Origin of the sequence: Cohnella cholangitidis, assembly GCF_014107495.1 — a bacterium.
GTDB lineage: Bacteria > Bacillota > Bacilli > Paenibacillales > Paenibacillaceae > Cohnella > Cohnella cholangitidis.
The window spans coordinates 5,485,230-5,500,465 of sequence record NZ_CP041969.1 but is presented as its reverse complement, the minus strand read 5'-3'; the positions used below and the strand labels follow the sequence as shown (position 1 = coordinate 5,500,465).

Sequence of the window (15,236 nt, the reverse complement as noted above, 5' to 3'; positions counted from 1 at the left end):
CCCTCCTTAATGTTTGAATGCCTTTTCATTGTAGGATAGGAAAGAAGCGAAAGACATAAACAAAAGTAAGGGAATGCTTAAGAATAATCAGTAATGTACTTTGATTAGTTACCCGTTTGGATTTATCGACTTAACTGGACCTGAGATAAATGTACATATCCAGTTATTCTCTAGAAACGGTAGTCCAACCGAAGAATAAATGGATATTTCGTTACTACTCAGGTCTCCTCGAATTCGCACAACCCTATTAGTCGGATTCCTCGCTAACTCGCTCCGAGAAGGATCACCGAGGTGGAATTAGTCGGTTTTGTCGACTATCTCGTTCCGAGAAGGACCACCGGGGGTGGAATTAGTCAGTTTTATCGACTATCTCGCTCCGAGAAGACCACCGGGGGTGGAATTAGTCGGTTTTATCGACTATCTCGCTTCGAGAAGGACCACCGGGGGTGGAATTAATCGGTTTTATCGACTATCTCGCTCCGAGAAGGACTACCGGGGGTGGAATTAGTCGGTTTTGTCGACTAACTCGCTCCGATCTGCACCTTAGAGACGTAAGTAATAACGATATTTCCATTTATTTGACCCAAAAAGGGACGAAGCAGAGAAATTCTCTGCTTCGTCCCTTTAATCGTTAGTTAATCCCCACAAGTCAACGGAATCTTTTGCAGAAGCTTACGAAATCCTCATAGGTCGTAGAGTACGTGTTGATGGTGCCGTAACGCGATTCAACGGTTTCTACCTTATCCGCGATCTTCCGATAAAGCCCGTTCGTATAGGCATTATCGGCCGACGTCGGGATCCGCACTTCTTTCACGTCCTCATTCATATCCCCGATCTGATCAGCTAACACTTGAAGCCCTCTTATAAAGGTGCGATTGCTCTGATACTTGTCCACGAAATAACTGTTGCCTAGCACGGCGATCTCTTTATGTTTAAACCCCTGATCCTCTAGCCCGAGCACGAAGCTTCCTATGCCGATCACTTGATTAGTCTCTTCCATTAGAATGGCTCCCCTTCCATTCCGAATGTAATTTTTGATATCGACGAGCGCGTTGCTTACCGGGTAACCGGGTATGATCCGCTGCCTATGGGTAACGTAAAAGTCCGTAAACCTGCTCCATTGTCCGTTCGTTTCGCATAACTCAATCTGCACCATCTAGCCGTCATCCCCTCTCTTATCGTGTCTTTCGACAAAATACTATTTTATGTTGCATATTCAAATTATATAGATTATATTTCTATTTAATCCATTTTGAGGAGGTGTTACGATGGGAGCTCCGGCATGCAACGCGCCAATGGCGTCAGGGGTTGTAAGAGACACGGCTCAGATGTAAGAGATGGATCATCCTCGGTGGCCGGCAGATTTGTCGGCCATTCGAGACTATGTAGAGAGCCGCTACGCTCAAAGGCTTGCATCGAATTTAAGCAAACGATCCATCGAGACCGTATAGAAGTCGAGCGTTCCGCATGGCGGCTCCGTCGTCTTCGTAAGCGTCGCCAACTTGCCGAACCTTCGCCTATTCGCGTCGGTAGAAGGCGCAAAAAAGACGACTTCTCTGACCTCTCCGGTCGATTCCAGCAACTTCCGCGCGAACATGCGCAGCATGGACAAGAGAGTCGCCCCGCCTCTCCAACGTTCCTCGATGTGCACGAGATGAATCTCGATTCGCGCTCTATCCTTGTACCCGTCCTCTAACGTCCCCACCGTATGCGCCAATACGGCCGCGACTCGGTCATCGCCGTCCGTTCCGATCAGGAATCCGTTATCTTCCATGGAGTAATGAAGCGAATTCATTACCGTACTCCAGTTATATAGCAAACCGAGGTCGGTTCCGTGCCGGCATAGAAATTGAATACCTTCTTCTCTATCGATTTCCGACTCGGCATTTTTCCAAGTTATCATTGCGATGCACTCCTTTGATTTCGGATCCGGAGCGAAGCCTCAAGCGACTCGCGAACATGCGGGAATCGCACCATTAACGGATGGAAGTCTTCGCTAGACAAAGCCAGGCATACGCAAGGCGAATAGGCCGCAACGGTAGCCGTTCTCGGTACGTTATGCAACAAAGCAATCTCTCCGAAATGATCTCCGTCTTCCAGCACCGCTACTTTCTTGCTCTCTCCCGTTTCCCCTGACTGAACGATAACTTCTACTTTCCCCCGTACGATAATGTAGAATTTATCTCCTTTATCTCCCTGCTCCACTACGCGAACGCCGGCTTCGAATCTCTCCATGACGAATAATCGGGAAATCTCGTCTAGCGCCGCATGCTCAAGTCCCTCGAAGAAAGGGAGTTGACCAAGCCGTGCCGATTCCACCCGAGCGGCGCCCTTAGACAGCACGAACCCTTGCTGCTTGTCCCACATTCGGCGATATATTCCCTTTTTCTTAATTAAGTTCTCATGAGGTCCGGACTCGGCTACTCTTCCTTTCTCAAGTACGATAATCCGGTCGGACATGGCCGCGTACGCCAAGCGATGGGTTACGGAGATAACCGCCCGGCTCTGCGTAAGCGAGAGGATCGTTTCATTGACCTCCCGTTCCGTCTCGGGGTCCAATGCCGAGGTCGCTTCATCTAGAAACAGAATAGCCGGTTTGCGGATGAGCGCTCTAGCCAGCGCGATTCGCTGCCTCTGTCCGCCAGACAGGTTATCGCCTTGATTGCGAATTACCGTATCGTACCCGTCCTTGAAGCCGACGATCGTATCGTGAATGCCCGCCGACCTGGAAGCCTCCTCGATCTCCCGCTGCTCCGCATCCGGTTTGCCTACGAGAATATTGTCGCGGATCGTACCGTTAAACAAGAACGAATCTTGAAAAACAATGCCAACCTGCCGCAGTAATGAAGCATACGCAGAATCTCGTATATCCTCGCCATCGAACAGCACCTTACCGCTCGCGGGCTCTTCGAATCTAAGCAACAACCGGAGCACCGTGCTTTTGCCGGACCCGCTAGCGCCGACAATCGAAGTATAGCCCGTAGCCGGAATGGTAAGATCGAGCTGCTCCAGCACCGGCTCGCCTGGCTTGTAGGCAAAAGTCACATTACGCATCGCCAGTTCCCGATGGAACGGCGGGAGCTCGCGCGTACCGTTCTCCGTCACATCGGGTTGCCAGTTCAGTACCTCATCAAGCCGCTGTATGCTTGTCCTCGAATTCAGGATGTAAGGAAAGAGCGCCGTTATGCCGAATAGAGATTGAGCCACCGTGATAAAAATAGAGTTATAAGCGATAAATGAACCGATCGAGAGCCGATCATGAAACGTCAAAAAGCTGCCGTAGGCGAGAATAATCGCGGTTAATATCGAAATCGCCAGTAGCGGGAGACGATTCATATTCGCATCGACGAAACTCCTTTTTATTCCGAGCGTTAACATGGCGCGTAGATTATTTTCCACCCGCGAGAGCATCTTTGTCCTCAAGTCGAAGCCTCGAATTACCTGATAACCTTTAATATTTTCGTCGATAGCTCCGGTAAACAGTCCCAATTGCCCCAAGTATGCTTCGTTCAACCTGAGCGATCGGGATTTGAGCAGACGGTAGGGCAGGAACAGCAGAACGGAGCCGCCGATCGCAAGCAAAGTCAGTCTCCAATCCGTCGCTAGCAAGATCGCTAGACCGACCACTACGCTCAGTGCCGATATTAACCCGGATGAGAGTGTCTGGAGCGCTGCCATCTGAATGTTCGGGATATCCTCCCTGTATCTAGCGAGTAGATCTCCGAGACCGAACCTTTCGTAGAAGCGATGCGATTGCATCTGCATATGCTTGAACAGCTTCATTCGATATTCGAAAACGAGCTTGCTGCCCAGCTTCGCCTTGGCATAGTCTCCGGCAATACCGGTTAATACGCTTAGAAACCCGAGCAGAAGCAATGATCCCACAATGACGGCAAGCACGGAAGCATCCTTGGGAATCAAAGCCTTATCGATCAAGTATTTGTAACTCAGAGCGGATAAGTAATGAAAGAGAAGCCCGAACAGCCCTCCCATCGTAATTAGCGCGAATAGAATCGGAGACGACCTTATGTACGCGGCAATGGTCTTGAAGAGCATCGGCAAGTCTCCTTCATTAGGGAATCTGATCGTTAAGCAGTACCATTGGCGAGTACAGCTTGCATCTTCTATATTATCTGTGCAATCTGCAGACAAACTAAAAAGAAAGCGCTTCATGTCAGGTTTGGTTTGAGATTGGTTTGTTTTTTGGAAGAAAAAAAGCGAAGCCATAATGGCCACGCCTTTTTTTGCAATTCTATGACAGACAATTATGGCAACGGAGAACTCGCTTTCAGCTCCTCAACCTTCATAACGATGTCTGGATTGGCTTTTTCCCACTTGTCTCTTTCGTTCCTTATCCTCGTTAATTGTTCTTCAATATTGTCTCGAGTCAGTAAGAACCCAAAATCATCAGGTACGCTTTCTTCGTTAATATGCAACGTTCTATTAAAGACATAATTACCTATGTGCTTGCGATAATGCGATTGGTCCAAGTACGTATCGAAGCGATCGGGCGGGCTCGTTGTGATGGAATTATAGCCCGAGAAATCCCACACTTCCGTTATGGTTACGACCTCTCTTTTCCATTCTTCGAATTCGCCCCATAGTCCCGAGGTTTGTATTCCTTCCCATTGCAACGCATGTGATGGTTGAATAAACACGTGCAGATCAACATTGTTTTCGGAACATAACGAGACGATTTTTCGAAAAGCATCTAAGTGTTGATGTGATAACTCGTAATTCGCATAAATTTGCTTGCTGTCTAGATGATCTTTGAGATGATCAAAGAATCGGTTCTGTTGTCGTTCCAGAAGCTGTTGATTCCGAGTAACAAGCCCTACCTCGCTATTACTGCCATTAGATAAAAACTCATCAACATTCGGTGGAATAATCGACCTATTCATTTTCAATACTCTAATACTATCTAATAAAGATTGCTTGGTAAACAACGTCGATAACAGATCATTTTTAATATAGGAAACGGATTCCAATCTTTTTCCATCTAACATGGTCGTTTCGCTATATTTGTTAAAGCCTTCAAAATCCAAACCGACATATACTGTCTTCAACGATTTATTATTCAATAATGCATATTCTAAGTACCGCAGTTCAACATATACATTGGCGCCCGACAGACCAATATTAAATGCTTGGTCTCCCGTTATTTGCGTATAATATTCCGGATCAAGACCTCGGCTAGTCCTAGATGAACCTAGAAAGATCACGTCCGGTTTATTATCGGCTATAAGCCTGGCTTTCCACAAATATTCTTGATTCGATAGTTTCTTAAGATTAAACCCTGTTGCGGTCGGCGTTCGATAAATTTGATAGGGATCCACTACATAGTTAAATGCGACAATCAGTACGATAGACGCGATGAGCAGTCCTTGTGCCGTGTAAACCCATTTTTTATATTTTCTCATGTCGTGTCCCTCTAGAAATTAAAGTATAGAAACTCGCTCACCTTCGTCATGTTAAGCAAGGAATAAATGAAGAGGATAACGGTGTACAGAAGCAAATACCAGGTCGGTTTGAACTTTTCCATTAACTGACCCGAGTTCTTAAAGCCTAGAACAAGAACAAAACCGATGAAGATATATTTAAATGCCGAAGATACATCATTTAGAGGCGTGCCCCCGAACTCCAAGAAATTCAATTGGGCCAAGCTCGGCAAAGCTTCCACGAGCTTAGTCGGAACAACGATTCCGTTTAATCCGGCCATCCCCCTTAAAACCTTGAAAGCATCCTCCATACTTGTCGCTCTAAAAAAGACAAAGTTCAAATTGATGAAATTAAAAGTAATCAACCAAGCCAAAATTTTGTTCATCTTGATTTTCGTTAACTTCCAATACCGGTGAATAACCATCGCTATCCCATGAAATAATCCAAATAACACGAAGGTCCACCCGGCTCCGTGCCAGAAGCCGCTAATTAGGAATAATAAGACTAAACCTAAGCATGTCCTCGCCATGACTTGTTTTTTCAATCCGAGGGGCGTAAAGATCCTATTGAGCAAAAATTTATTTAAAGGGATATAAATATATCGATACAAAAATTTACTTAAGGTAATATGCCAAGTATTCCAAGCATCCTGAATATTGAGCGCTTTGTACGGCGAGTTGAAATTAATAGGCAATTTGATATTAAAGAGTAATGCGGCACCCATAGCCATATCCATATAACCGCTAAAATCGAAATAGAGTTGAAACGTATAGGAAAGCGAGACAACCCATCCTTCTACAAAAGTCAAGGAATCCAATTGGTCAAAGCCTTGCGTGGCCCACACGGCAAACGTATCCGCCAATACGACCTTCTTGAACAAGCCGATCGAGAAAACGAACATTCCTAAAGCTTGATTCCTATAATTAACGAATTTATTTCTGAGGATTCTAAATTGGGGCATCATTTCTTTGTGATGTACGATGGGACCCGCGATTAATTGGGGGAAAAAAGTTACGAACAGGACGTAGTTAATAAAATCGAATTCCCGCGTTTCTTTCCGATAAGAATCCACGATATAAGCGATTTGTTGAAAGGTAAAAAAACTAATCGCCAAAGGTAACCCGATGTTTAATAAAGGGATGTTCGTACCGATAAGCGCATTCGTATTCGTTATAAAGAAATCAGAATATTTATAGTACCCTAACAGGCTGATATTGAAGACCAACCCGATCACTAAAATAAACTTGCGGGGTAACTTTACATGATCATGGCTTAAAATGAACCCAATTCCATAGTTAACGACTATGGACAACAATATCAGAGGCAAATAACTTAAATTCCACCAAGAATAAAAAACCAATGAGCCGATAACCAACCAAACTCTCGCGGCAATCGTTAATTTCTTTTTATTAAGCAAAAAATAGACAAAAGTAACGATCGGCAAAAATACTAAAATAAACTCGAATGAATTAAATAACATATCTTCGCTCCAAGTATAAAGCCTTGATGATTTAAGTTGACTAGAACCAGTGCTTATGCAAGTAACCGTATAATTATATTAGAATTAGGAAGGTAAGAATAGTGAGTTATGTGTTTTATTTGTCATATGACAAATTGCATATTTATAACAGTTAATCTCCAGTTACCCAAAACGACAAAAAAACCGCCAATTTCTTGGCGGTTCTAGTGCGCCCACCGACGGATTGCCGTCGGTGGTTGTATGTTCTGCAACAACTTAAGCTTCTTGAACTTTTGCCTTTTTCAAAGCCGCTTCGGACTCTTTCTCGGCTCCTTGCGGAACTCGTTTGAGAAGGAAGGAAAGCAACAATCCGACTACGCCAATGCCGACGATAACCAGATACGAATCGTTCATCCCTTGGATCGAAGCTTCCACGATCATTTGTTGCTGCGAAACGCCGTTGGCTGCGCCCGAAGCCGCCATATCCGTAAGATGGGATTTGGTCTGGGTCGTCAGCACGGTAACCAACAGCGATGTGCCTACCGCTCCGGCCACTTGCCTGATCGTATTGGAAATGGCTGTACCATGGGCATTCAGACTGTTCGGCAACTGGTTTAATCCCGCGGTTTGAACAGGCATCATCAGCAATGCCATCCCGATGCGCCGGCCCGTAGACATGAGAATGAGATACGTATAGCTTGTGGAGTCCGACAAATCAATAAAGCCGATGGTAGTCACGATCGTGATGGCCATACCGATGATAGCCAACCATTTCGCTCCGAACCGGTCGAACAGCTTTCCGGTGATCGGCATGAGGAAGCCCATCACAAGCGCTCCGGGGAGCAGCAGCAAACCGGACTCCAGCGCGGTAAACCCGCGGGCATTCTGGAGGTACAGAGGAAGCAGCATCATATCCGCATACATAATCATCGTAATCGCAATATTGATGAAAGTCGTTAAGGTGAACATGTTGTACTTGAAAGCCCGGAGATCAAGCAACGGATTGCGAGAAGCCATTTGCCTCCAGGTGAACAAGACCAGAGATACAACGCCCGCAATGATTGTCGCAAGCACTTCCGCGCTCGACCACCCCGCGCTGCCGGCTCGGCTGAAGCCGAACAATAGAGCGCCGAATCCGACCGTGGACAGGATGACGCTGGTTACGTCCACTTTGGGATAAGTTCGTTCCGACACATTCGTCAAATACTTAAAAGCTAAGGCGATAACAATAACAGCGAATGGAATCATTCCGTAAAACATCGTTTCCCATGCATAGTTTTCCATGATGTATCCGGCAAGCGTAGGTCCGATCGCCGGGGCGAAAATAATGGCGAACCCGACCATGCCCATGGCGGCTCCCCTCTTCTCGGGAGGGAAGAGCGTCAGGATAACAGTCATCAGGAGCGGCATAATAATTCCGGCGCCGGCTGCCTGAATCAGACGTCCTACCAACAGGACAGGAAAATCGGTTGCAATAGCGGATACGATCGTTCCGGCAAGGAAAACGAACATCGCGGTTTGAAAAAGCTCTCGCGTCGTAAACCGCTGCATCAGAAACGCCGTGATCGGGATCAGAACGCCGTTAACCAACATGTAACCCGTCGTCAGCCACTGGACCGTTGCGGCCGAAATGTCGAAATCGACCATTAATTCGGGACCGGCAACGCTCATGATCGTCTGGTTCAACGTCGCAATAAAGGCGCCTAAAATCATAATGAACAAGATTGGTCCCTTTTTAAGGGTACTGCTGTTTGCCGTACGGTTACTCAACCTACTCCATCCTTTCATTTCTCTCTGTAGACTAAATTTACACAGTGTTGTATAGTTAACACGGCATAAACTAGATTATATACCGATTCATCGCATTGACAATCAACACAACTTAATGAAGTGTAGTTTAATTTACAATGGCTGCAGACTGTGTAATTTATGTGGCTAAAGTACTTCGAAACACCCAAAATTGTCGTTTAGATCGTAACAGGAAAGGAAGAAAACCAAGGTGAATCCTAATACGTCCCGTACAGACCCCCGCATCCTTCGCACGCGCCAGCTGCTGGGAGAAGCCTTAATCGATCTGCTTGAGGAAATGGATATCGAGAAGATTACGGTCAATCGCATCGCGGAGCGGGCCACGATCAACCGCGTTACGTTCTATCTGCATTACCGGGACATTCCGGATATGCTCGATAAAATGGCGGATGGGATGATTGCCGAGATAAAGCGGGCTTTGAACGATTCCCCGGCGAATCCGAGTCCCACGGACGAATATTGGCCGATGATGGTAAGCTTGCTCGAGCATATTGCCGAGCGCGGCAAATTTTTCAAAGTCATTTTCGCATCGAGAAAAGCTCCCGTTTTTACGGAGCGCCTCTTGAAGCTGCTTGCCGAATTAGTCGCTGCCCGAATAGAGAAAATGGAGAGCGGCTCCTATATTACGACTGCGGGCATTCAGAAGGATATCGCCATCTGGTATTGTTCTTCCGCCTTAATCGGCACGATCGTGTCTTGGCTTCGCAACGACATGCCGTATACTCCGACTTATCTGGCCAAGCAGTTCGCTTTATTACGCCCCCACTAGGGTTCATGCGGCGTCAACGCGCAAAAACCTCTCCTGCTCCCATACTGGAACGGAAAGGTTTTATTTGCGGCAAATATTCATGATTATTCGGGCGATATCGTCTTATGCTGTATCCTCAAGTAATTGGCGAGTTGTTCGTTCATATATTCCGGGCTGCGGACAAAGCCGTCGGCACTCCATTGGATAAGCAAACCCATTATCGCATTGGCTTGGTAAGCGACCACTAAGGAGATATCTAATTCGCTTTCGCCCATAAGATCATCCGACGAGCTGCTCTGCATTAAGCTTTTAATTTTCATAAGCAGAGAATAGTAGTAGGACAGCGGCGATTTTTTATCGAATACGATCTCATAAAACGGCTGGTATTTCTTCACATGATGAAAGATACGAATCGTCGTAGGGTCGAGATGGCTCGGATTTATTCGCGACACGTGCCGGTATGGCTCGTAATACGATTCCTCCAAATCTTGAAGCAAATAATGAAGATGCTCGTCGAACAAAGCTCCGACGTCCTTGTAATGCAAATAAAAGGTGCCCCTGTTAATACCGGCCTCGCGGCATAGGGCGGACACGGAAATCGATTCGAGCGTTTTCACTTTTAATAAGGCCAAGAGCGCCTGATGCAAGGCTTGTTTCGTCTTGACGACTCTTAAATCATTTTCGTTCATGTCCATTATTCCCCGCTTGTTGAACAATTGCTATGCTTCCCTTACTGTACGCTTTCATACTCGTCTGTTCAATACCTTTATACGGCAAAGAAGGCTACATGCAGCCTGGCTGCTTATAGCCTTCTATTGCGTCTTGACTTCCGCGGGTCTCCGAATTAGAAGCCTGCCGTCCAGCCTGCGTCCGCGGCGATAACCGCGCCGTTCACGAAGCTCGATTCGTCGGATGCCAGGAACAGCGCCACTTGCGCGATTTCTTCGGCCGATCCGACGCGAGGAATAACGCCTTGAGTGACCTTCGTTCGCGAAGCGCCGAACTCGTTCACGTTCGTCATCGTCGATGCAATGTTCGTCATCGTCGCGCCGGGCGCGATCGCGTTGCAGCGAATGCCTTTCTGCGCGTACATGAAGCCCGTGTTTTTGGTGATCCCGATAACGGCATGCTTGGAAGCCGTGTATGCCGCTCCCGCATGCGCCCCGCTGAAACCGCCCGTCGATGCCGTATTGATGATCACGCCTTTGCCTTTCTCGAGGAAGATCGGGAGGGCTTTGCGAATCGCGCGCATGACGCCTTTCGTGTTGACGTCGAAAATAAGATCCCATTTCTCGTCGTTCACGTCGCCGACAGGGGCCATATTATCCATAATGCCGGCATTGTTAACCAGAACGTCCAGCGTTCCGTATTCCTTAACGGCCGTATCGATCATAGCGTTAATATCATTCAGGTCGGCTACGTTGGTTTTGACGGCGACTGCCGCGCCTCCGTTCGATCGAATGCCTGCCGCGACCGCTTCCGCGCCTTCGATATTCAAATCGGAAACGACGACTTTAGCTCCTTCTTTCGCGTACAGCTCGGCAATCGCTTTACCCATGCCCGATGCGGCGCCGGTAACGACCGCTACTTTACCTTCCAAACGCATGCAAATCCCTCCTGATAGTTAATGAACAGTTGTTCAATAAAATTATAATGAAGTTTCCGAGGCTTTGTCAACTAAGCACGCGTGATTGTTAAGCTCAATGCCCAGAACAACAAAGCGAACGCACTGACCGCAGCCCCAAGCAAGCACACGCCGATCCATCCAAAAGACGAATAAACCGCGGTAGAAGCGATCGAACCTGCAGCACTACCGAGCGAATAGAAAACCATATACCCAGCGACAAGCCGGCTGCGAGCTTCCGGCCGCACGCGCAATATCAATGATTGATTCGTAACGTGAACGGCTTGTACCGCAAGATCAAGGGCGATAACTCCGACGATCAACGCCCCAAGCGATTGTTCGGTAAATCCGATGGGCAGCCAGGATCCCGCTAATACGACCAGCGCCAAGCCAGTCGTTCGCTGCCCCAGCCCCCTGTCGGCCAGTCGTCCTGCGCTTGCCGCTGCTATTGCCCCCGCTGCGCCCGCAAGGCCGAACGACCCGATAGCGGAATGCGAAAGCAACCACGGCGGCGCGCTTAACGTCAGTACGAGCGACGTCCACAATATACTGAACGCGGTAAAGATCAGCATGCCTAAGACGGCGCGGATTCGCAGGATCGGTTCCTGAACGAATAAGACAAAAACCGAACTCAATAATCGAGGATAGGAGATTGGCGATTTCGACTTGTCTTCATTCGGCAACAACCGGAGCAATACTCCGACCATCAACAACGTCAATCCCGCGGAGACCCAATAGACCGAACGCCATCCCGCGAGGTCGGACATCATGCCCGCGAAGGTGCGCGCCAGCAAGAGGCCGACCACTACGCCGCTCGTCGCCATTCCGACGGCACGTCCACGATCCGATGCCGCTGCCAAACTCCCTGCATAGACTACAAGCACTTGCACGACCACCGTGAAGAGACCGACCACCGCCAACCCCGTCAACAGAACGGGGAGATTGGGAGCCATTCCTACCATGATCAGGCCGAGGACGGAGATAAACATCATACCGGCAACCAACTTGCGTCGATTCAGTAGATCGCCAAGAGGTACTAGAAAAATAAGGCCTAACGCATAACAGATCTGCGTGATAGTAACGATCAATCCCATGCGCGCTTGACCGATACCGTAATCTCCGGCAATTGCGTCCAACAGCGGCTGCGCATAATAAATGTTTGCAACCGCCATACCGCATGCGACCGCAATCAACAGCATAACCGGACGCGAAAGCGACGCATCCGCATTCTCTTGAAACCATTCCATCTCCGCTTTATTCAATGAAGACACTCCTCCCTCTATAACATACCGAACGGTAAGTTATTATTATAAATTTATAGCAGTATTAATTTATTACGTCAATATTTTGACAAAAGAGCATTATTTTTCGTACAATAATATCATACTGATCGATATGAAAAGAGGCGCAAATATGGCACGGACACGTGAATTCGATGAACAAAAAGCTTTGGATGCTGCCATGCATTTGTTTTGGGAGAAAGGTTACGAAGCAACCTCGTTAAGCGATTTGACTTCCAGAATGGGGATTCAACGACCTAGCATATACTCGGTGTTCGGGGACAAGAAGCAGTTATTCGAAGCGGCGCTTCGAAACTATACGCAGTTACATGCTTCGAACGTTAGAGCACAGCTAAATAAACCCCGGTCCGTGAAAGAAGCGTTCCGTTCCTTCTTCGAGGGGGTCGTGGCAAAAGGCTTTGATGATGATGTTCATCGGGGATGTTTCTGCATCAATACGATGGTGGAGCTAGCGCCTCATGACGCTAAATTCGAGATCCTCACCAGAGAACATCAGATGTACTTATCCGCTATTTTCCAAGAAACGATCAATCTAGGCATACGGTCGGGCGAAATCAAAAAAGAGACGAATGCCGCGGCTTTGGCGCAAACGCTCGTCGTATCTCTCGTCGGACTTACCGTAATGATGAAATCCCGTCCCGATCGATCGTTTATAGACAATACCGTTGACACTACCCTCAAGTTGATCGAGTAAGTGCCTTTCAAAAGACTATAGAAAAATAGAAGGAGTACTTATCAACCATGATAAGATGAGCGTTTAATTAAGCATGCCGGAAAAGAGATTGAGTTTTTCTATTTGCCTAGATCTAAGTTTATCGTTGATTATCGCGTGAAGTAAAAAAAGCCCCCTCGAGGGCTTTTTTATATGTTCAAAATAATTAAGGGTTACGAGCGGGCGTTCGCTCGGACATATACGCCGACGTCATTCCTTCACGCTGCCCAAATGCAATCCCGAGACGAAATGCCGTTGCAGGAACGGATATACAACCAGAATCGGCACCGATGCAACCATCGTAATAGCCGCTCGGATCGACAGCGGTGTTATCATCGTTGCGGTATCCTTGGCAGCCGTAGACGACAAGCTCGGATTGGCATTGGAATTCACCGATGAAGACAACAGCCTCATTAGCTCGAATTGAAGCGTGCTCAGGTTCTGCTTGGACGAGGCGAAGATGAACGTGTCGAACCATGTGTTCCATTGACCAACGGCAGTGAACAGCGCGATCGTCGCAAGCACCGGCGTACACAGCGGCATAATGATACTGAAGAATATCCGGTAGTCGCTCGCTCCGTCCATCTTAGCCGATTCGTTCAAGCTTTCCGGCAGCGTGTGAATGTAGGTACGGACGACAAGCATGTTAAACGCGCTGATCAGCCCTGCCCCAGCTCCCGGAAACAGAATATACACAAGAAATGTATTCAGCAGGTGCAGATCCTTGATCAAAAAATACGAAGGAATGAGGCCGGCGCTGAAATACATCGTAAGAATAAAAATCAGCGTGACGGGCTTGCGGAACATATACTCCTTACGGCTAATCGTATACGCTAGCATAGCGGTCAGGAAGACGCTAGCTATCGTGCCGATTACGGTCCGGGCGACGGACACCCAGAACGCATGGTACACTTTGCCGGTCGCGAATACCGCTTCATAGTTCTTGAACGTCCATTCCCGCGGCCACAAGTAGATGCCGCCGCGCGTCGTATCGAGGCCCGAGTTGAATGAGACCGCCAGCGTGTTGAGGAACGGATACAACGTGACAACCGCGACGAACAGCATGAATATGACGTTAAACGTATGAAACAGGAACGGCTCCGTCTTGAATTTTTTGATGGTCGTTTGCATGCGGAGCCCCCCTTATATAAGTCGCTCTTCGCCGAGACGCTTTGCGACTTTATTCGCGCAGTAGAGTAGTATAATGCTGACAACGGTTTTGAATATGCCGGCTGCGACGCCGAGCGAGTAGTTCCCTATTTTGAGACCGTACTTCAGGACGAAGATGTCGATCGTTTCCGACCAGTCGAGCACTTGTCCGTTGCCGAGGAAATATTGAATATCGAAACCGCCGCCGTTCAGAATCCAGCCTACGTTCATGATCAGCAGGATGATGATAATCGGCCTGATACCGGGTAACGTAATATTCCATATTTTGCGGTAGCGCCCCGCGCCGTCTACTTCAGCCGCTTCATACAGGGACGGGTCGATGGATGCAATGGCCGCCAAGTAAATAATCGTGTTCCAGCCGACTTCCTTCCAGACGTTGGTCATCCCAACGATTCCCCAGAAGTACTTGCCTTCGCCCAGCCACAGAATTGGTTCATTGATGAGATGGAGCTTCATGAGCACGATGTTCACGATCCCGCTTTCGGTGGACAACGACATCGAGACGAGACCGGTCACGATAACCCAAGATAGAAAGTGCGGAAGATACGAGATGGTCTGGATTAACCGCTTGAAACCTGTTTTCTTGATTTCGTTCAGCAGCAGCGCCAAGCCGATCGCCGTGCCAAACCCAAGGATGAGCGAGATGAAGCTCATCGCGATCGTATTGCGAAGTACACGGGTGAAGCCTTCATCCAGAAACAGAAATTTGAATTGATCCAGTCCGACCCATTTCTGATCAAAGATCGAGACTCCCGCCATTGGCTTAAAGTCCTGGAACGCCATCAGCCAGCCCCAGAGGGGACCATAGGCGAAGAGCAGGACGTATAACACCATCGGGATAGACATGATGATCAACTGTCGCTGGCGGACCATCTTCCTCCAGAACGTATCGGTCCGCTGAGCGGACTGAGGTGCGATTTCAACCTTGTGGACCGTATGCTGCGGCATCGGTTCCGCCTCCTGTCTCGAAGAAG

13 protein-coding genes are annotated in these 15,236 nt (G+C 48.0%); 2 read left to right on the top strand and 11 right to left on the bottom strand.

The window, feature by feature from the left end; genetic code table 11:
• Nucleotides 1-649 precede the first annotated feature (649 nt).
• From FPL14_RS25175 to FPL14_RS25150, 6 genes are all read right to left on the bottom strand, one after another.
• A complete protein-coding gene (locus FPL14_RS25175; RefSeq protein WP_182300304.1) occupies nt 650-1,156 on the bottom strand; it encodes a hypothetical protein in 507 nt (168 codons plus the stop codon).
• Between the two features lie 246 nt (nt 1,157-1,402).
• Nucleotides 1,403-1,903, bottom strand: a complete 501-nt coding sequence (locus tag FPL14_RS25170) for a hypothetical protein (RefSeq protein WP_182300303.1) — start codon at nt 1,901-1,903, stop codon at nt 1,403-1,405.
• Nucleotides 1,900-4,056 (bottom strand): ATP-binding cassette domain-containing protein, encoded by a 2,157-nt coding sequence (locus FPL14_RS25165; protein ID WP_182300302.1) that lies wholly within the window; start codon nt 4,054-4,056, stop codon nt 1,900-1,902. The genes FPL14_RS25170 and FPL14_RS25165 overlap by 4 nt, the downstream gene beginning before the upstream one ends.
• 209 nt (nt 4,057-4,265) lie before the next feature.
• Nucleotides 4,266-5,420: a hypothetical protein gene (locus FPL14_RS25160; protein WP_182300301.1), complete on the bottom strand. Its 1,155-nt coding sequence runs from the start codon at nt 5,418-5,420 to the stop codon at nt 4,266-4,268.
• Between the two features lie 11 nt (nt 5,421-5,431).
• The gene (locus FPL14_RS25155) at nt 5,432-6,919 is read right to left on the bottom strand and encodes an MBOAT family O-acyltransferase (protein ID WP_182300300.1); all 1,488 of its coding nucleotides are present in this window, start codon (nt 6,917-6,919) and stop codon (nt 5,432-5,434) included.
• Between the two features lie 255 nt (nt 6,920-7,174).
• A complete protein-coding gene (locus tag FPL14_RS25150; protein ID WP_182300299.1) occupies nt 7,175-8,686 on the bottom strand; it encodes a DHA2 family efflux MFS transporter permease subunit in 1,512 nt (503 codons plus the stop codon).
• A 211-nt stretch (nt 8,687-8,897) separates the two neighbouring features.
• Between FPL14_RS25150 and FPL14_RS25145 the strand changes: the two genes are divergently transcribed.
• Entirely contained in the window at nt 8,898-9,476 is a 579-nt protein-coding gene (locus FPL14_RS25145) for a TetR/AcrR family transcriptional regulator (RefSeq protein WP_229263666.1), read from the top strand.
• An 83-nt stretch (nt 9,477-9,559) separates the two neighbouring features.
• On the opposite strand, the gene FPL14_RS25140 is transcribed toward FPL14_RS25145, so the two are convergent.
• The 3 genes from FPL14_RS25140 to FPL14_RS25130 form a co-directional block, all read right to left on the bottom strand.
• Nucleotides 9,560-10,144: a TetR/AcrR family transcriptional regulator gene (locus FPL14_RS25140; protein ID WP_182300298.1), complete on the bottom strand. Its 585-nt coding sequence runs from the start codon at nt 10,142-10,144 to the stop codon at nt 9,560-9,562.
• Nucleotides 10,145-10,299: 155 nt separating this feature from the next.
• Complete coding sequence (locus FPL14_RS25135; RefSeq protein ID WP_182300297.1) at nt 10,300-11,061, bottom strand: SDR family oxidoreductase; 762 nt, start codon at nt 11,059-11,061, stop codon at nt 10,300-10,302.
• A gap of 71 nt (nt 11,062-11,132) precedes the next feature.
• Nucleotides 11,133-12,326, bottom strand: a complete 1,194-nt coding sequence (locus FPL14_RS25130) for an MFS transporter (protein ID WP_182304157.1) — start codon at nt 12,324-12,326, stop codon at nt 11,133-11,135.
• 166 nt (nt 12,327-12,492) lie between these two features.
• Here FPL14_RS25130 and FPL14_RS25125 point away from each other — a divergent pair, with 166 nt between their 5' ends.
• On the top strand, nt 12,493-13,074 hold the full coding sequence (locus FPL14_RS25125; protein ID WP_182300296.1) for a TetR/AcrR family transcriptional regulator: 582 nt from the start codon (nt 12,493-12,495) through the stop codon (nt 13,072-13,074).
• Nucleotides 13,075-13,302: 228 nt separating this feature from the next.
• Here FPL14_RS25125 and FPL14_RS25120 read toward each other — a convergent pair whose 3' ends face one another.
• A complete protein-coding gene (locus FPL14_RS25120; RefSeq protein ID WP_182300295.1) occupies nt 13,303-14,223 on the bottom strand; it encodes a carbohydrate ABC transporter permease in 921 nt (306 codons plus the stop codon).
• A gap of 12 nt (nt 14,224-14,235) precedes the next feature.
• On the bottom strand, nt 14,236-15,210 hold the full coding sequence (locus FPL14_RS25115; RefSeq protein ID WP_182300294.1) for an ABC transporter permease: 975 nt from the start codon (nt 15,208-15,210) through the stop codon (nt 14,236-14,238).
• Nucleotides 15,211-15,236: the final 26 nt, after the last annotated feature.

What these genes read in the sequence shown, in the direction of transcription:
- FPL14_RS25170 (WP_182300303.1), bottom strand. Translation starts at nt 1,903, where the DNA reads ATGATAACTTGGAAAAATGCCGAGTCGGAAATCGATAGAGAAGAAGGT.
- FPL14_RS25120 (WP_182300295.1), bottom strand. Translation starts at nt 14,223, where the DNA reads ATGCAAACGACCATCAAAAAATTCAAGACGGAGCCGTTCCTGTTTCAT.
- FPL14_RS25175 (WP_182300304.1), bottom strand. Translation starts at nt 1,156, where the DNA reads ATGGTGCAGATTGAGTTATGCGAAACGAACGGACAATGGAGCAGGTTT.
- FPL14_RS25160 (WP_182300301.1), bottom strand. Translation starts at nt 5,420, where the DNA reads ATGAGAAAATATAAAAAATGGGTTTACACGGCACAAGGACTGCTCATC.
- FPL14_RS25140 (WP_182300298.1), bottom strand. Translation starts at nt 10,144, where the DNA reads ATGAACGAAAATGATTTAAGAGTCGTCAAGACGAAACAAGCCTTGCAT.
- FPL14_RS25165 (WP_182300302.1), bottom strand. Translation starts at nt 4,056, where the DNA reads ATGCTCTTCAAGACCATTGCCGCGTACATAAGGTCGTCTCCGATTCTA.
- FPL14_RS25125 (WP_182300296.1), top strand. Translation starts at nt 12,493, where the DNA reads ATGGCACGGACACGTGAATTCGATGAACAAAAAGCTTTGGATGCTGCC.
- FPL14_RS25135 (WP_182300297.1), bottom strand. Translation starts at nt 11,061, where the DNA reads ATGCGTTTGGAAGGTAAAGTAGCGGTCGTTACCGGCGCCGCATCGGGC.
- FPL14_RS25130 (WP_182304157.1), bottom strand. Translation starts at nt 12,326, where the DNA reads ATGGAATGGTTTCAAGAGAATGCGGATGCGTCGCTTTCGCGTCCGGTT.
- FPL14_RS25115 (WP_182300294.1), bottom strand. Translation starts at nt 15,210, where the DNA reads ATGCCGCAGCATACGGTCCACAAGGTTGAAATCGCACCTCAGTCCGCT.
- FPL14_RS25155 (WP_182300300.1), bottom strand. Translation starts at nt 6,919, where the DNA reads ATGTTATTTAATTCATTCGAGTTTATTTTAGTATTTTTGCCGATCGTT.
- FPL14_RS25150 (WP_182300299.1), bottom strand. Translation starts at nt 8,686, where the DNA reads ATGAAAGGATGGAGTAGGTTGAGTAACCGTACGGCAAACAGCAGTACC.